This is a genomic window from Rhizobacter sp. AJA081-3 (assembly GCF_017795745.1).
Lineage (GTDB): Bacteria > Pseudomonadota > Gammaproteobacteria > Burkholderiales > Burkholderiaceae_C > Piscinibacter.
On the sequence record NZ_CP059067.1, the window covers coordinates 1,094,085 to 1,110,183 of the forward strand.

Here is a 16,099-nt window from a genome sequence, read left to right on the forward strand (position 1 = left end):
GCAACCCGCAGTGACGCGCCTGCGACCGGGCTTCAGCGCACGCGCAGTCCGGGAGTCGCGCCCGGCCACGGCTCGAGCACGTACAGGCCCGGGTTGGCTTTCTCGTCGGCATGGCTGGCGGCCAGCACCATGCCCTCACTGACGCCGAACTTCATCTTGCGCGGCGCGAGGTTGGCCACCATCACGGTGAACTTGCCGATCAGCTGCTCCGGCTGGTAGGCCGACTTGATGCCGCTGAACACGTTGCGGGTGCGGCCTTCACCGACGTCCAGCGTCAGGCGCAGCAGCTTGTCGCTGCCCTCGACATGCTCGCAGTTGACGATCTTCGCGATGCGCAGGTCGATCTTCGCGAAGTCGTCGACCTTGATCTCGTCGGCCAGCGGCTCGCCGCCGGGCGGCGGCAATTCGATCACCGGCGGCTCGAAGAGCTTGTCGAGCAGTGCCGGGTCGACCCGCTGCATCAGGTGCTTGTACTCGCCGATGACATGGGCGCCGAGCGCGCGCGAGGCGTCGGCGAAGTCCATCGGCGCCACGTTCAGGAAAGCTTCGACCTGCGCCGCCAGCGCCGGCAGCACCGGCTTGAGGTAGATCGTCAGCACGCGGAAGGCTTCGATGCACACCGTGCAGACGTCGTGCAGCACCGCGTCGCGGCCGGCCTGCTTGGCCAGTTCCCAGGGCTTGTTGGCATCGACGTACTCGTTGACGCGGTCGGCCAGCAGCATGGTCTCGCGCAGTGCCTTGCCGAACTCGCGCTCCTCGTACAGGCGCTCGATCTCGGCGCGGTGGGCGCGCAGGCCGTCGAGCAGGGTGCGGCCTTCCACGCCGATGTCCGCCGACAGCTTGCCGGCGAAGCGCTTGGCGAGGAAGCCGGCCGAGCGGCTGGCGATGTTGATGTACTTGCCGACCAGGTCGCTGTTGACGCGGGCGACAAAGTCGTCCGGGTTGAAGTCGATGTCCTCGACCTTCGCGTTGAGCTTGGCGGCGATGTAGTAGCGCAGCCATTCGGCGTTCAGGCCGAGCTCGAGGTACTTCAGCGGCGAGATGCCGGTGCCGCGGCTCTTGCTCATCTTCTCGCCGCCATTGACGGTGATGAAGCCGTGCACGAACACCTTGTCGGGCGCCTTGCGGCCGCTGAAGTGCAGCATCGCCGGCCAGAACAGGGTGTGGAAGTAGGTGATGTCCTTGCCGATGAAGTGGATCTGCTCCAGCGTCGGGTCGGCCATCAGCGCGTCGTAGTCGCGGCCGGTCTTCGCGCAGTAGTTCTTCAGCGACGCGAGGTAGCCCACCGGTGCGTCGAGCCAGACGTAGAAGTACTTGTCCTCGGTGTCGGGGATGCGGATGCCGAAGTAGGGCGCGTCGCGGCTGATGTCCCAGTCCGCCAGGCTGACGTGGCCCTGTTCGTCGGTGGCGAACCACTCGCGGATCTTGTTCAGCACCTCGCTCTGCAGCCGCCCGGGCTCCTGCGTCCACTGCTGCAGGAAGTCGATGCAGCGCTGCGAGGAGAGCTGGAAGAAGTGGTGCTCGCTGCTCTTCATCACCGGCGTCGCGCCGGTCAGCGTCGAGTACGGGTTCTTCAGGTCGGTGGGCGTGTAGACCGCGCCGCACACTTCGCAGGAGTCGCCGTACTGGTCTTTCGCGCCGCACTTCGGGCACTCGCCCTTGATGTAGCGGTCGGGCAGGAACATGCCCTTGACCGGGTCGTAGAACTGCTCGATCGAACGCACGGCGATCAGGCCCTGGCGGCGCAGCTTCAGGTAGATGTCCTGCGCGAACTCGTGGTTCTCGGGCCCGTCGGTGGAGTGCCAGTTGTCGAAGGCGATGTGGAAGCCGTCGAGGTACTGCTTGCGGCCGGCGGCGATCTTGGCGACGAAGTCCTGCGGCGTCAGGCCCGCCTTCTCGGCGGCGATCATGATCGGCGCGCCGTGCGCGTCGTCGGCACAGACGAAGTGCACCTCGTTGCCCAGCATGCGCTGGAAGCGCACCCAGATGTCCGCCTGGATGTACTCCATCATGTGCCCGACGTGGAACGGCGCGTTGGCGTAGGGCAGGGCGGTGGTGACGAAGAGCTTGCGGGTCATGGCGTGGGCCTGAGGCTTGCCCGCGAAGGCTTCGCGGGGAAACCCGCATTCTAGGAGCGGCCGGGCGGCGCTGGTCTCCATGGCGGCGTGGGGGCATGCCCCCTGCGCTAGACTGCGCGCCGTCTGCCCGCCTCCTATGCACCCCCATTCATGGCCGCCACCGAATCCACCCTGCTCGAAGCCCTGAAGGGCGTGACCGACCCGAACACGGGCAAAGACTTCGTCTCGACGAAGCAGCTGAAGAACCTGAAGGTCGAGGGCGGCGACGTCTCCTTCGACGTCGAGCTCGGCTACCCCGCCAAGAGCCAGATCCCGGCGCTGCGCAAGGCGCTGATCGCCGCTGCGCGCAGCGTGGCCGGCGTCGAGAACGTCAGCGCCAACCTGGCCACCAAGGTGATCGCCCATGCCGTGCAGCGCGGCGTGCAGCTGCTGCCCAATGTCAAGAACATCGTCGCCGTGGCCTCCGGCAAGGGCGGCGTGGGCAAGAGCACCACGGCGGTCAACCTCGCGCTGGCGCTGGCCGCCGAGGGCGCCACGGTGGGCATCCTCGACGCCGACATCTACGGCCCCAGCCTGCCGATGATGATGGGCATCGAGGGCCGCCCCGAGAGCGCCGACGGCAAGACCATGGAGCCGCTGGAGAACTACGGCGTGCAGGTCATCTCGATCGGCTTCCTGATCGAGCAGGACAACCCGATGATCTGGCGCGGCCCGATGGCCACCCAGGCGCTCGAGCAGCTGCTGCGCCAGACCAACTGGGGCAACCTCGACTACCTGATCATCGACATGCCCCCGGGCACCGGCGACATCCAGCTCACGCTGAGCCAGCGCGTGCCGCTGACCGGGGCGGTGATCGTCACCACGCCGCAGGACATCGCCCTGCTCGACGCGCGCAAGGGCATCAAGATGTTCGAGAAGGTCGGCGTGCCGATCCTGGGCATCGTCGAGAACATGGCGGTGCACGTGTGCGAGAAGTGCGGCCACATCGAGCACATCTTCGGCGAGGACGGCGGCAAGAAGATGGCTGCCGAGTACGAGATGGACTATCTCGGCGCGCTGCCGCTGAACCTGTCGATCCGCGTGCAGACCGACGCCGGCCGGCCCACGGTGGTCAGCGACCCCGACGGCGAGATCGCCGGCCTGTACAAGAGCGTGGCGCGGCAGGTGGCGGTGAAGATCGCGCAGCGCGCGAAGGACTTCAGTGCGAAGTTCCCGACCATCTCGATCTCGAAGAACACCTGAGAGGCCGCCGCCGATGACCGAGCGCCCTGCCGTGACCGTCGCGGTCGTGATGGAGCGCGACTTCCAGCCCAACCGCTGGGAGGACTGGCGGCACCGCATCGCCGAGGTGGTGCCGATGCAGGACGCCTTCGGCGACACCGCCCGCGTGCTGCGCGACGACGGCAAGTTGCAGAGCACGCTGCACCCGGGCCTGCGCGTCGAGCTGTTCGCCGACGAGGGCGAGGGCTACTACCTCAACCTGAGCAGCGGTGCGCCGGTGTGGTTCGTCGTCTGGCGCAGCGACGACGAAGATCCGTCGCGGGCCTGGCCCGAGCAGGTGACGCTGTCGTACAACGAGGCCGGCCGCCGCCTCGACGCGCAGGAGCGCGTCGACAACGTGCCGTTGCAGCCCGAGTGGCGCGAATGGCTGCAGGCCTTCACCGACGAACACTACAAGCCCGAACCCAAGCAGCGCAAGCGCCCGGCGTCGTTCCAGGCGCCGCAGCGGCGCGGTTCGTGAGGCGCTGATGGCCAGCGAGGACGGCGGCTTCCTGTCGCGCTGGGCGCGGCGCAAGGCCCAGGTGCGCGAGGGGCGCGAGCCCGTTCCGACGGCGCCCGTGCCTGCACCGATCGAGGCCCCGGTGGCCGCCGCCACACCGCTCGCCACCGAGGCCCAGCTCCCGGTCGCCGGGGAGACAGCGGCCGAGCCTGCGCTCACGCTCGACGACGTCGCCACGCTGACCGCGGAGTCCGACTTCAGCCGCTTCGTTGCCCACGACGTCGACCCGACGGTGAAGAACGCGGCGCTTAAGAAGCTCTTCACCGATCCGCACTACAACGTGATGGACGGGCTGGACACCTACATCGACGACTACGGCAAGCCCGACCCGCTGCCCGAGGGCATGCTGCGCCAGATGGTGCAGTCGCAGTTCCTCGGGCTGTTCGACGACGAGAAGAAGACGGACGAGCCGGCCGCCGCCGCGGCGGCACCGGCACCGACCGACCCGAAGGAAGACGCCCCCGATGAAGACGCTGATCTGCGACTGCAACCGCACCATGCCGCTGACGCCGGCGAGCCTGGCGCCGGTGAGCCAGGCGCTGGCGAAGACGCCGCTGGCCAGCCCTGAGGGGCTGGACACCGTCCACACGCTGCTGTGCCGCCGCGAGGCCGGCGCCTTCCAGCGCGCGGCCAAGGAGGGCGACGACCTGCTGGTCGCCTGCACGCAGGAGAGCCGGCTGTTCCTCGAGCTCAACGAGCAGACCGAGGGCGCGCCGCGCGTGGCCGAGCGGCCGATCCGCTTCGTCAACCTGCGCGAGACCGGCGGCTGGTCGAAGGACGCGAAGGACGCCGCGCCGAAGATCGCCGCGCTGATCGCCGCCGCGCAGCTGCCCGACCCCGACCCGGTGGCCACGGTGAGCTACCGCTCGCAGGGCCGCTGCCTGGTGATCGGGCAGGCCGATGACGCCGAGCGCGCCGCAGCGATGCTGGCCGACAAGCTCGACGTCGTGCTGCTGATCGACCGGCCGGGCGGCGCGCTGCCGCAGGTGCGTGAGCGCGCCGTGATGGCGGGGCGGCTGACGAAGCTCACCGGCTGGCTCGGCGCCTTCCATGCCGAGTGGGAGAGCGGCAACCCGATCGACCTGGACCTGTGCACGCGCTGCAATGCCTGCGTCGACGCCTGCCCCGAAGGCGCCATCGACTTCAGCTACCAGGTCGACCTGTCTCGCTGCAAGAGCCACCGCGACTGCGTGAAAGTCTGCGACGCTGCCGGCGCGATCGACTTCCAGCGCGCCCCGCAACAGGCCGAAGACGACTTCGACCTTGTGCTCGACCTGCGCGAGAGCCCCGCCTTCACGATGCACCAGCCGCCGCAGGGCTACTTCCATGTCGGCCGCGGCGGCGATGCCGAACGGCGGCTGCTCAAGGCCGTGCTCGAGTTGCGCGAGCGCGACGGCGAGTTCGAGAAGCCGAAGTTCTTCCACTACAAGCCCAAGCTGTGCGCACACAGCCGCAACGAGCAGATCGGCTGCACGGCCTGCATCGACGTGTGCTCGACGCGCGCCATCCGCAGCGATGCGTCGCGCAAGGGCAAGTCGAAGGGCGAGGCGGCCGGCGGCATCGTCGTCGAACCGCACCTGTGCGTGGGCTGTGGCGCCTGCAGCACGGTCTGCCCGAGCGGCGCGCTGGCCTTCGGCTACCCCGGCACGGTGGACCAGGGCCGCAAGCTGCGCACCATGCTCGGCGCCTACCGGCTGGCCGGCGGCAAGGACGCGGCGCTGCTGCTGCACAGCGAAGTTGCGGGCACACGCCTGATCGGCGAGCTCGGCCGTGCGGCGCGCACCGACAAGGCCGTGCGCGGCATGCCGGCGCGCGTGCTGCCGGTGGCGCTGTGGCACACGGCGAGCGTCGGCCTGGACCTGTGGCTGGCCGCGATCGCGGGCGGCGCCAACCAGGTGTGGGTGCTGCTCACCGAGGAAGAGGCGCCCGAGTACCGCGCGGCGCTGGCCGAGCAGATGGCGGTGGCGCAGGCCATTCTTTCCGGCCTGGGTTACCGCGGCGAGCACTTCAGGCTGATCGAGGCCCGCGATGCGCGCGACCTCGCGGCGCTCGACGCGGCGCTGCGCGCGCCGGCCGCGCAAGGCGTGGCGCAGCCCGGCGCGCTGGCCGCGCAGGCCGACAAACGCGCCACGCTGGACCTCGCGCTCGACCACCTGCTCACGCAGGCACCGGCCGCGGCCGACGAGATCGCGCTGCCGGCGGCCGGCTCGCCCTTCGGCAGCCTGCTTGTCGACACGGCCAAATGCACGATGTGCCTAAGCTGCGTGGGCGCCTGCCCCGAGGCCGCGCTGGCCGACAACCCCGACAAGCCGCAGCTCAAGTTCATCGAGAAGAACTGCGTGCAATGCGGCCTGTGCGCCACCACCTGCCCGGAGGGCGCGATCACGCTGCAGCCGCGCCTGTGGCTGGCCGATGGCGGCAAGGCGCGCAAGGCCGCGCGCGTGCTCAACGAGGCCGAGCCCTACCGCTGCATCCAGTGCGGCAAGCCCTTCGGCACGATGCGCGCGATCGAGAACATGCTGACCAAGCTGTCGGGCCACAGCGCCTTCCAGGGCGAGGCGCTCAAGCGGCTGCAGATGTGCGGCGACTGCCGCGTGATCGACATCTACAGCAACCCGAACGAAACGAAGATCACCGACCTATGAGCGACAAGCCGACCGCCATGACCTTCGCCAGCGCCGACGACAGCGAGGAGCTGGCGCGAGCCGAGCTGTACGGGCTGCTGTCGCGGCTGTGGCTGGCCGCGCCCGACGAGGCGCTGCTGGCGCAGTTCCGTGTCGCGGTGACGCAGGCGCCGCAGGAAGGCGCCTTCCTCGAAAGGCCGTGGCAGGCGCTGGTGGCCGCGATGCGCGCCACCACCGCCGAGGCCGCGGCGCGCGAGTACGACGGCCTGTTCCTCGGCGTGGGCAAGCCGGAGGTGTTCCTCTACGGCTCGTACTACCTCAGCGGCTTCCTCAACGAGAAGCCGCTGGCCGCGTTGCGGCACGACCTGGCCGCGCTCGGCCTGGCGCGCGACGAGACCCGCGGCGAGACCGAGGACCACATCGCCGGCGTCTTCGAGGTGATGCGCTACCTGATCGCCGGGGACGACGTGGCGGTGTGCAACCTCGAGCAGCAGCGCCGCTTCTTCCGCGGGCACCTGCAGCCCTGGGTCGAGAAGCTGTGCGATGCGGTGGATGCGCAGCCGCGCGCGCAGCTGTACCGAGCGCTGGCCGACTTCACGCGCGCCTTCGTGCAGGTCGAGACGCAGGGCTTCGACCTGCTGGAGCAGTAGCGCCCTAGCCTGGGACGCGCGCGCCGCGGTCCTCGACACGCAGCATCACGGTGAATACCGCTCCGGGCCGGCCGTCGCCGCGGTTGGCGGCGCGGATGTCGCCGCCGTAGCGCTCGACGATGCTGCGGCTGATCCACAGGCCCAGGCCCGTGCCGTCCTTCTTGCGCGTCACGAAAGGCTGGAACAGCTCGGCCAGCAGCTCGGCGTCCAGCCCCGCGCCGGTGTCGGCCACGTCGATCTCCACCGCGTCGTCGCCAGCGTCGCGCGTGGCCAGTGTCAGCGTGCCGCCCTCGGGCATGGCGTGGATGGCGTTGACCAGCAGGTTCACCAGCACCTGCTGCAGCTCGTTCCGGTTCACCGCCGGCAGCCGCGTGGCGTGCAGCTCGCGCTGCAGCTCGATGCGTGTGCGCGAGAGCAGGTGCGCCACCAGCACCAGGCAGCTCTGCAGCGCCTGTGCAGTGTCGACGTTGTCGATGTAGCCGGCGAACTCGTTCGGCCGCGCGAACTGCAGCAGCTGCGTGACGATCAGCCGCATGCGCTCGACCTGTTCGTCGACCAGCCTCAGCTCGCCCGACACCCGCTGCGCATCCGCGCCGAGCAGCTCGCGCGCCAGGTCGAGGTTGCCCTGGATCACCGCGATCGGGTTGTTCACCTCGTGCGCGATGCTGGCGGTGAGCTGGCCCACCGCGGCGAGCTTCTCGCTGCGCACCAGTTGCTGCTGCGCGGCCTCGAGCGCGCGCGTGCGCTCGGCCACCTTGGCATCGAGCTCGGCATTCCAGCGCTGCAGGGCCTGGGTCTTGTCGTCGATGGTGTCGAGCAGGTGGTCGAGGTGGCCGGCGAGCTGGCCGATCTCGTCGTGGCCGGGCACCGGGCCGACGCGCGCGCCCATCTCGCCGGCCTCGACACGCTGCATGGTCTGCGCCATCTGCTCGATCGGCCCGAAGATGCCGCGTGCGCCGCGCAGCGAGACCAGCGCGGCGGCCACCATCACCGCGCCGAAGATCAGCCCGATCGCCGCCAGCGCGCCGTACTTGAGCAGCGTGAACGGCTGCTCGAGGAAACCGACGTAGAGCATGCCCACGCGCTGCCCCGCGCCGTCGGCCAGCGGCTGGTAGCCCGAGACGTACCAGTCGCTGACCACGAAGGCGCGGTCCAGCCAGGTGCCGCCGCGGCCGAGCACGGCGTCGCGCACGGTCTGCGACACACGGGTGCCGATGGCCCGGTTGGTCGGGTCGGCGCCGAACAGGCGCACGTTGGTGCTGATGCGCACGTCGTCGAGGAACAGCGTGGCCGTGCCCTGGCTGCCGAAGGGCAGCGAGCCTTCGGGGTAGACGATGCCGTTGATGTGGTCGATGAAGGGCAGGTTGCGGTTGAGCAGCACGCCGGCCTGCACATGGCCGAGTTGTCGGCCGTCGGCCGACACCACCGGCGCGCTGGCCAGCACCACCATCGCCCGGTCTTCCTGGGCGCGGGTGGTCGGCGCAGCGTTGCGCGTCTCGACCAGGGGCACCGTGACGCGCGGGATGAGCGCCGGCGCCAGGCGCTCCAGCTCGTCGGGCGAGAGGATCTCGACGCTGGCGCGGCGTTGTGCCGCGCCGCGCAGGCGGAATGCCGGCGCCGCGCTGGTCTCGCCGGCCGGCGCGAAGTCCGTGGCGACCAGCGTGCCGTCGCTGCGGCGGAAGTTGACGAAGTCCAGCCCTTCGCGTGTCTTGAAGCGCTGCAGCAGCGGCACCAGCTCGGCCGCCGGCTGCCGGGCCAGCTCGAGGTGCAGCGCGTTCGAGTCCGCCAGCGTCGCGGCACTCGCGCCGACTTCGCCGAGCACGCGCTCGAAGTAGCCGTTGGCCACAGCCAGGTCGGAGCGCACCTTGGTGATGAGCAGCCGGTCGAAGGACAGGTCGGCCCACACCAGCAGGATGATGCCCAGCAGCGGCAGCACCACCGCCAGCGGCACCAGCACCATCGCCAGCAGCTTGCCGCGGATGGGCAGGTCGCGGAAGCGTCCCATCATCGGGGCGGGCGGCACTCAGGCCGGTCGCGCGGAGCGGGCGCTCGTAGCACCCTCGCTCCATTCGGCGACGCGGCGCTCCAGCGTGCGGCGCGAGATGCCCAGCAGTTGCGCGGCACGTGTCTTGTCGCCGCCCACCGATTCGAGCACCGAGAGGATGTGCTGCTTCTCCAGCGCATGCAGGTCGGTGGGGCCGGCAGCGGCCCTTGCGCGCGGCTCGGCCTGCATGCGCGACAGCCCCTGGTACAGCGCCGAGACGTTGAGCGCGCCGAGGATCAGCGAGCGCTCGATCAGGTTGCGCAGTTCGCGCACGTTGCCCGGCCAGTCGTATTGCGCCAGATAGCCGAGCTCCTCGGCCGTCACTTCCATCGGCGCCACGCCGAGCTGCGGGGCCAGCGTGGCGATGAAGTGCTCGACGAGGTCGGGGATGTCTTCCTTGTGCGAGCGCAGCGGCGGCAGGTTGATCTCCACCACCTGCAGCCGGTAGTAGAGGTCGGCGCGGAAACGGCCCTCGGCCACCTCGTCGGCCAGTCGGCGGTTGGTGGCGGCGACGATGCGCACGTCCACCGGGATCTGCTGCTCGCTGCCCACCGGGCGGATGCGCCGGTCCTCCAGCACGCGCAGCAGCGTGGCCTGCAGCGGCAGCGGCAGGTCACCGATCTCGTCGAGGAACAGCGTGCCGCCCTGGGCATACACGAACAGCCCGTCGCGCCCCGGCCCGCGGCCTTCGGCCGCACCGTGCGCGTGGCCGAAGAGTTCGTGCTCCACGTGCTCCGGCGACATGGTGGCGCAGTTCACCGGCACGAAGGGGCCGCCACGGCGCGGGCTGTTGCGGTGCAGGGCGAGCGCGGCCAGCTCCTTGCCGGTGCCCGATTCGCCAGTCAGCAGCACCGTGCTGTTGACGGCGGCCACGCGCTGCAGCGCGCTTTGCAGGCCCTTGATGGCGATCGAGCGCCCGATCAGGCCGTCGGCCGGCGGCGTGCGCTGCAGGAGCGCTCGGCGCAGCACCCAGTTCTCGCGCTGCAGCTTCGCGCGCTCCAGGCCACGGCGCACGGCGTTGAGGATCTGAGTGACGCGAAACGGCTTGAGGATGAAGTCGCTGGCGCCGGCACGCAGGGCCTCGATCGCGGTGTCGAGGTCGGCGAAGGCGGTGATCAGCACCACTTCGCCGCCGAAGCCGCGCTCGCGCAGCTCGCGCAGCCAGGCGATGCCGCTCTTGCCGGGCAACGTGATGTCGAGGATCAGCAGGTCGAAGCGGTGGCGCCGCACCAACTCGTCGCCGGACTCGGCGTCGGCCGCGCTGTGTACCTCGCCGCAGCGGCTGGCCAGGGTCTTCTCGAGGAAGTTGCGCATGCCGGCTTCGTCGTCGACGACGAGCAGGTGGGCCAGGGGCCATTCGGGCGGGATCGGGGTCGAGGGCATCGGATCGCGGTGTTTCGCAAGGCGCTACTGTGGCACACGCGCCGCATCGCACCGGTCGGGCAGGGCGCTGGACCGAGTGGATACCCTCGGTCATTCGTCGGTCACCGCGACAAGTTGTCGCGGTTTGCCGGGTGAGGCCCTGCGACACCTTGTCGTGTCGCGGCATGGGTGTTTGCGAGGGTTCGCCGCGACGAAGAATTGACAGATGCGTGGCTAAGATATGCACACTTTTGCACAGGTCAATCTGTGCTGCACAGGAGGCCACGATGGACAAGGTTCAGCCCAAGCTCTCCCGCCGCACGGTGTTTGCGGGTGCCGGTACCGCCGGTGCGCTCGCCGCCGTGGCCGCCGTTCTGCCCAAGGCGCCTGCCGAGCCGGCGCCCGTCGCGACTGGCGCACAGCCCGATGCCGACAAGGGCGGCTACCAGGTGACGCAGCACGTGCTGCGCTACTACCAGACCGCTCGGGTCTGAGCACTCGCCGTTTCCGACCGGGCCGATCCGGCCCGCCGTTGCACGATCAAGGAGTTTCCATGCTGCTCACGCGCAAATCGTCGTCGTCCGCACCGGGCTCGGCCTCTTCGCTGGTGTCCAGCCTCGCCCGCGGGGTGTCGCGCGCGATTCCCACGATGGACCGCCGCTCGTTCCTGCGCCGATCCGGCCTCGGGGTCGGCGCCGGCATCGCGGTGTCGCAGCTGACGCTGGTCAAGAAGGCGCAGGCCGCCGATGCGGCCAAGGCCGCCTCGGGCGACAAGAAGGTCGTCGTCAAGCGCACGGTGTGCGGCCACTGCTCGGTGGGCTGCGCAATCGATGCGGTGGTCGAGAACGGTGTCTGGGTGCGCCAGGAGCCGGTGTTCGATTCGCCGATCAACCTCGGCGCGCACTGCGCCAAGGGCGCTGCGGTGCGCGAGCACGGACACGGCGAGTTCCGCCTGAAGTTCCCGATGAAGCTGGTGGGCAACAAGTACGAGCGCATCAGCTGGGACCAGGCGCTCGAAGAGATCAGCGCCAAGATGCTCGAACTGCGCAAGCAGAGCGGGCCGGACTCGGTGTTCGTCGTCGGCTCCTCCAAGCACAACAACGAGCAGGCCTACCTGTTGCGCAAGTGGATGAGCCTGTGGGGCAGCAACAACTGCGACCACCAGGCGCGCATCTGCCACAGCACCACGGTCGCGGGTGTCGCGAACACCTGGGGCTACGGTGCGATGACCAACTCCTACAACGACATGCAGAACGCCAAGGCGGCGCTCTACATCGGCAGCAACGCCGCCGAGGCGCACCCGGTGTCGATGCTGCACGTGCTGCATGCGAAGGAGAACGGCTGCAAGATGATCGTGGTCGACCCGCGCTTCACGCGCACGGCGGCCAAGGCCGACCAGTACGTGCGCCTGCGCTCGGGCAGCGACATCCCGTTCCTGTTCGGCGTGCTGTACCACGTGTTCAAGAACGGCTGGGAAGACAAGAAGTACATCGAGGACCGCGTCTACGGCATGGAGAAGGTCCGCGAGGACGTGCTCGCGAAGTGGACGCCGGACAAGGTCCTGGAAGCCAGCGGCGTCGACGAGGCCACCTGCCTGCAAGTCGCCAAGACCATGGCCGAGAACCGCCCGAGCACCATCGTGTGGTGCATGGGCCAGACCCAGCACACCATCGGCAATGCGATGGTGCGAGCTTCGTGCATCCTGCAGCTGGCACTGGGCAACATCGGCACCAGCGGCGGCGGCGCGAACATCTTCCGCGGCCACGACAACGTGCAGGGCGCCACCGACGTCGGCCCGAACCCCGACTCGCTGCCCGGCTACTACGGCCTGGCCGAAGGCTCCTTCAAGCACTTCGCGAACGTCTGGAAGGTCGACTTCGAGTGGATGAAGAAGCAGTACGCGCCGGGCATGATGACCAAGCCGGGCATGACGGTGTCGCGCTGGATCGACGGCGTGCTCGAGAAGAACGAGCTCATCGACCAGGACAGCAACCTGCGCGGCCTGTTCTTCTGGGGCCACGCGCCGAACTCGCAGACCCGCGGCCTCGAGATGAAGAAGGCGATGGACAAGCTCGACCTGATGGTCGTCGTCGATCCCTTCCCTAGCGCCACCGCCGCGCTGGCCGCGATGCCGGGCAAGCCCGAAGACCAGAACCCGAACCGCGCCGTCTACCTGCTGCCGGCGACGACGCAGTTCGAGACCAGCGGTTCGTGCACCGCGTCGAACCGCTCGATCCAGTGGCGTGAGCAGGTGATCGAGCCGCTGTGGGAGTCGCGCAACGACCACATGATCATGTACCAGCTCGCGCAGAAGCTGGGCTTCGACAAGGAGCTGGTCAAGAACTACAAGATGGTCAAGGGCAAGGGCGGCATGGACGAGCCCGAGGTCGAATCCATCCTCCGCGAGATCAACGCCAGCGTCTGGACCATCGGCTACACCGGCCAGAGCCCCGAGCGCCTGAAGGCGCACATGCGCAACATGAACGTCTTCGACGTGAAGACGCTCAAGGCCAAGGGCGGCATCGACAAGGAGACCGGCTACAAGCTCGACGGCGACTACTTCGGCCTGCCCTGGCCGTGTTACGGCACGCCGGCGCTCAAGCATCCCGGCTCGCCGAACCTGTACGACACCAGCAAGCACGTCATGGAAGGCGGCGGAAACTTCCGCGCGAACTTCGGCGTGGAGCGTGAGGGCGTGTCCCTGCTGTCGGGCGACGGTTCGCACAGCAAGGGCGCCGACCTGACCACCGGCTACCCGGAGTTCGACCACCTGCTGCTCAAGAAGCTCGGCTGGTGGGACGACCTCAGCGAGGCCGAGAAGAAGGCCGCCGAGGGCAAGAACTGGAAGACCGACCCATCGGGCGGCATCATCCGCGTGGCCATGCAGGTGCACGGCTGCCACCCGTTCGGCAATGCCAAGGCGCGGGCGGTGGTGTGGAACTTCCCCGACCCGGTGCCGCAGCACCGCGAGCCGCTGTACAGCAACCGCCCGGACCTGATCGCCAAGTACCCGACGCACGACGACAAGAAGGCCTTCTGGCGGCTGCCGACCCTGTTCAAGACCGTGCAGGAGAAGAACAAGGACATCGGCAAGACCTTCCCGCTGATCATGACCTCGGGTCGCCTGGTCGAGTACGAGGGCGGCGGCGACGAGACGCGTTCCAACCCCTGGCTGGCCGAGTTGCAGCAGGACATGTTCGTCGAGATCAACCCGAAGGTCGCCAACGACCGCGGCATCCGCAACGGCGAATACGTCTGGGTGAAGACCCCGCCGATGGCCGCCGTGCCCGAGTTCAAGGGCCTGCGCGTCAAGGCGCTGGTGACCGAGCGGGTCAACGAGGAGACGGTGTTCCTGCCGTTCCACTTCGCCGGCCGCTGGGGCGGCGTCGACCTCGCTCCCTACTACCCGACCGGCGCGGTGCCGGTGGTGCGCGGCGAGTCGGTCAACACCGCCACGACCTACGGCTACGACAGCGTGACGATGATGCAGGAAACCAAGACGACGCTCTGCCAGATCGAGCGCGCGGCCTAAGGAGAACACGACATGGCAAGAATGAAGTTCATCTGCGATGCCGAGCGCTGCATCGAGTGCAATGGTTGCGTCACCGCCTGCAAGGCCGAGCATGACGTGCCCTGGGGCGTGAACCGCCGCCGCGTGGTCACGCTCAACGATGGCGTGCCCGGCGAGCGAAGCATCTCGGTGGCCTGCATGCACTGCAGTGACGCGCCATGCATGGCCGTGTGCCCGGTCGACTGCTTCTACCGCACCGACGAGGGCGTGGTGCTGCACGACAAGGACACCTGCATCGGCTGCGGCTACTGCTCCTACGCCTGCCCGTTCGGCGCGCCGCAGTTCCCGACCAACGGCACCTTCGGCCTGCGCGGCAAGATGGACAAGTGCACCTTCTGCGCCGGCGGCCCCGAGGCCAACGGCAGCGAGGCCGAGAACGACAAGTACGGCCGCAACCGCTTGTCCGAAGGCAAGCTGCCGGCCTGCGCCGAGATGTGCTCGACCAAGGCCCTGCTCGGCGGCGACGGCGACGTGGTGGCGGACATCTTCCGCACCCGCGTGCTGACTCGCGGCAAGGGCTCCGAAGTCTGGGGCTGGGGCACGGCCTACGGCAAGCCCAGCTCGGGCGGCGCCGCACAACCGAAGGCGGAGACCACCAAGTCATGATGAACCGGATCCTGATCGTCGCCATGCTCGCGGCAGGCTTGGCGGCCTGTGGCGAGAAGCCCCAGACTGCACAGCCGGCGATGAAGAAGTCCGACGGCAAGGCCTGGGAAGCGGCCCCGAGCGCCTACGTCGCCGAGGGCTGGAAGGCCGGCGACCAGGCCAGCTGGGAGACCCAGATGCGCCAGCGCGCGCAAGGCCAGAACGAGTACAACCGCGCCCCCGCGCTGAAGTGAGCTTGTTGCGAAGCGAGGAGAAACCATGCACCACGTGATGCGCACCTTGCTCCTGGCGGCAGCACTGCTCGGCCCGGGCATCGCGCTGGCCCAGGCGGACGCCGCAGCGGTCAAGCCTGCTGCGGCCGCCGCCGCCGACCTGCCCAAGGCCGACGAGAACAACGCCCAGCGCGCCAAGAGCCAGCCCGGCAACAATGCGCCGTTCTGGCGCGCGGTGCGCGAGTCGGGCAACCACGCGGGCGTGTCGAACCTGCCCGGGGCCGAGAAGGGCGTGCTGATCCAGCCCTTCGTGGAGTACCCCGGCTCGCGCTACACCAACGCCGGCGAAGCCTGGCGCCAGGTTCGCAACCAGTGGATCATCCCGTACGGCGGAGCGCTGCTGCTCATCGTCACGCTGGCGCTCGCGCTGTTCTACTGGCGCAAGGGCCCGCTGGGCGGCCATGTGGCCGACACCGGGCGCGTGGTCGAACGCTTCACGCCCTTCGAGCGCAGTGCGCACTGGTCCAACGCGATCGCCTTCAGCATCCTGGCCATCTCGGGCATCGTGATGGCCTTCGGCAAGTTCTTCCTGCTGCCCGTCATCGGCGGCACGCTGTTCGGCTGGCTGACGTATGCCCTCAAGACGGCCCACAACTTCGCCGGGCCGGTGTTCGCGGTGTCGCTGGTGATCGTCATCGTGACCTTCGTGCGCGACAACCTGCCCAAGGCCTCCGATCTGACGTGGCTGGCCAAGGGTGGCGGCATGCTGGGCGAACAGGAAGTCCCGTCGCACCGCTTCAACGCCGGAGAGAAGCTCATTTTCTGGAGCGGCGTGTTCGTCTGTGGACTGGTGTCCGTCGGCTCCGGGCTGGTGCTCGACAAACTCGTTCCCGGATTGGCCTACCTGCGCACCGACATGCAGGTGGCGCACATGATCCACGCCGTATCAGCCGTGTTGATGCTGGTGCTGTTCATCGGCCACATCTACATGGGAACGATCGGCACGCGCGGTGCTTTCCAGGGCATGCGCACCGGCTACGTCGACGAAGCCTGGGCCAAGGAGCACCACGAACTCTGGCTCGACGACATCCGCGCCGGCAAGATCCCCGCTCAACGCAGCACGCCGCCTGGCGCGACCGTGGCTGCTCCGCAAACCTGACCTGCAGAGTCCG

General features: G+C 69.0%; 13 protein-coding genes. 10 read left to right on the plus strand and 3 right to left on the minus strand.

Going from position 1 to position 16,099, the window contains the following annotated elements:
* Window positions 1-32: 32 nt before the first annotated feature.
* Window positions 33-2,078: a methionine--tRNA ligase gene (gene metG, locus HZ992_RS05410; protein ID WP_209385663.1), complete on the minus strand. Its 2,046-nt coding sequence runs from the start codon at window positions 2,076-2,078 to the stop codon at window positions 33-35.
* A gap of 150 nt (window positions 2,079-2,228) precedes the next feature.
* On the opposite strand from metG, the gene apbC reads away from it, so the two are divergent.
* Genes apbC through HZ992_RS05435 form a run of 5 tightly spaced genes read left to right on the plus strand, consistent with a single transcriptional unit; the run spans window position 2,229 to window position 7,132 of the window.
* The gene (gene apbC / locus HZ992_RS05415) at window positions 2,229-3,320 is read left to right on the plus strand and encodes an iron-sulfur cluster carrier protein ApbC (RefSeq protein WP_209385664.1); all 1,092 of its coding nucleotides are present in this window, start codon (window positions 2,229-2,231) and stop codon (window positions 3,318-3,320) included.
* A 13-nt stretch (window positions 3,321-3,333) separates the two neighbouring features.
* Window positions 3,334-3,819 (plus strand): DUF3305 domain-containing protein, encoded by a 486-nt coding sequence (locus HZ992_RS05420; protein ID WP_209385665.1) that lies wholly within the window; start codon window positions 3,334-3,336, stop codon window positions 3,817-3,819.
* Between the two features lie 7 nt (window positions 3,820-3,826).
* A complete protein-coding gene (locus HZ992_RS05425; protein ID WP_209385666.1) occupies window positions 3,827-4,426 on the plus strand; it encodes a DUF3306 domain-containing protein in 600 nt (199 codons plus the stop codon).
* The gene (locus tag HZ992_RS05430; protein WP_209385667.1) at window positions 4,323-6,503 is read left to right on the plus strand and encodes a 4Fe-4S binding protein; all 2,181 of its coding nucleotides are present in this window, start codon (window positions 4,323-4,325) and stop codon (window positions 6,501-6,503) included. Before HZ992_RS05425 ends, HZ992_RS05430 begins: the two co-directional genes overlap by 104 nt.
* On the plus strand, window positions 6,500-7,132 hold the full coding sequence (locus HZ992_RS05435; RefSeq protein ID WP_209385668.1) for a TorD/DmsD family molecular chaperone: 633 nt from the start codon (window positions 6,500-6,502) through the stop codon (window positions 7,130-7,132). Before HZ992_RS05430 ends, HZ992_RS05435 begins: the two co-directional genes overlap by 4 nt.
* A gap of 4 nt (window positions 7,133-7,136) precedes the next feature.
* On the opposite strand, the gene HZ992_RS05440 is transcribed toward HZ992_RS05435, so the two are convergent.
* Both HZ992_RS05440 and HZ992_RS05445 read right to left on the minus strand, forming a co-directional pair.
* Window positions 7,137-9,140, minus strand: coding sequence for a sensor histidine kinase (locus HZ992_RS05440; protein WP_209385669.1), 2,004 nt, complete (start codon window positions 9,138-9,140; stop codon window positions 7,137-7,139).
* A gap of 15 nt (window positions 9,141-9,155) precedes the next feature.
* Window positions 9,156-10,559: a sigma-54-dependent transcriptional regulator gene (locus tag HZ992_RS05445; RefSeq protein ID WP_209385670.1), complete on the minus strand. Its 1,404-nt coding sequence runs from the start codon at window positions 10,557-10,559 to the stop codon at window positions 9,156-9,158.
* 266 nt (window positions 10,560-10,825) lie between these two features.
* Here HZ992_RS05445 and HZ992_RS05450 point away from each other — a divergent pair, with 266 nt between their 5' ends.
* The 5 genes from HZ992_RS05450 to HZ992_RS05470 are packed head-to-tail and all read left to right on the plus strand — an operon-like array spanning window position 10,826 to window position 16,086.
* Window positions 10,826-11,032 (plus strand): formate dehydrogenase, encoded by a 207-nt coding sequence (locus HZ992_RS05450; protein ID WP_209385671.1) that lies wholly within the window; start codon window positions 10,826-10,828, stop codon window positions 11,030-11,032.
* Window positions 11,033-11,091: 59 nt separating this feature from the next.
* A complete protein-coding gene (locus tag HZ992_RS05455; protein ID WP_209385672.1) occupies window positions 11,092-14,070 on the plus strand; it encodes a formate dehydrogenase subunit alpha in 2,979 nt (992 codons plus the stop codon).
* A 12-nt stretch (window positions 14,071-14,082) separates the two neighbouring features.
* Window positions 14,083-14,715, plus strand: coding sequence for a formate dehydrogenase FDH3 subunit beta (gene fdh3B / locus HZ992_RS05460; RefSeq protein WP_209385673.1), 633 nt, complete (start codon window positions 14,083-14,085; stop codon window positions 14,713-14,715).
* Window positions 14,712-14,948, plus strand: a complete 237-nt coding sequence (locus HZ992_RS05465; RefSeq protein WP_371816791.1) for a hypothetical protein — start codon at window positions 14,712-14,714, stop codon at window positions 14,946-14,948. The genes fdh3B and HZ992_RS05465 overlap by 4 nt, the downstream gene beginning before the upstream one ends.
* Window positions 14,949-14,973: 25 nt before the next feature.
* Complete coding sequence (locus tag HZ992_RS05470) at window positions 14,974-16,086, plus strand: formate dehydrogenase subunit gamma (protein ID WP_209385674.1); 1,113 nt, start codon at window positions 14,974-14,976, stop codon at window positions 16,084-16,086.
* Window positions 16,087-16,099: the final 13 nt, after the last annotated feature.

Excerpts from the sequence above, each read along its gene's own strand:
- metG (WP_209385663.1), bottom strand. The coding sequence starts at position 2,078 with ATGACCCGCAAGCTCTTCGTCACCACCGCCCTGCCCTACGCCAACGCG.
- apbC (WP_209385664.1), top strand. The coding sequence starts at position 2,229 with ATGGCCGCCACCGAATCCACCCTGCTCGAAGCCCTGAAGGGCGTGACC.
- HZ992_RS05420 (WP_209385665.1), top strand. The coding sequence starts at position 3,334 with ATGACCGAGCGCCCTGCCGTGACCGTCGCGGTCGTGATGGAGCGCGAC.
- HZ992_RS05425 (WP_209385666.1), top strand. The coding sequence starts at position 3,827 with ATGGCCAGCGAGGACGGCGGCTTCCTGTCGCGCTGGGCGCGGCGCAAG.
- HZ992_RS05430 (WP_209385667.1), top strand. The coding sequence starts at position 4,323 with ATGAAGACGCTGATCTGCGACTGCAACCGCACCATGCCGCTGACGCCG.
- HZ992_RS05435 (WP_209385668.1), top strand. The coding sequence starts at position 6,500 with ATGAGCGACAAGCCGACCGCCATGACCTTCGCCAGCGCCGACGACAGC.
- HZ992_RS05440 (WP_209385669.1), bottom strand. The coding sequence starts at position 9,140 with ATGATGGGACGCTTCCGCGACCTGCCCATCCGCGGCAAGCTGCTGGCG.
- HZ992_RS05445 (WP_209385670.1), bottom strand. The coding sequence starts at position 10,559 with ATGCCCTCGACCCCGATCCCGCCCGAATGGCCCCTGGCCCACCTGCTC.
- HZ992_RS05450 (WP_209385671.1), top strand. The coding sequence starts at position 10,826 with ATGGACAAGGTTCAGCCCAAGCTCTCCCGCCGCACGGTGTTTGCGGGT.
- HZ992_RS05455 (WP_209385672.1), top strand. The coding sequence starts at position 11,092 with ATGCTGCTCACGCGCAAATCGTCGTCGTCCGCACCGGGCTCGGCCTCT.
- fdh3B (WP_209385673.1), top strand. The coding sequence starts at position 14,083 with ATGGCAAGAATGAAGTTCATCTGCGATGCCGAGCGCTGCATCGAGTGC.
- HZ992_RS05465 (WP_371816791.1), top strand. The coding sequence starts at position 14,712 with ATGATGAACCGGATCCTGATCGTCGCCATGCTCGCGGCAGGCTTGGCG.
- HZ992_RS05470 (WP_209385674.1), top strand. The coding sequence starts at position 14,974 with ATGCACCACGTGATGCGCACCTTGCTCCTGGCGGCAGCACTGCTCGGC.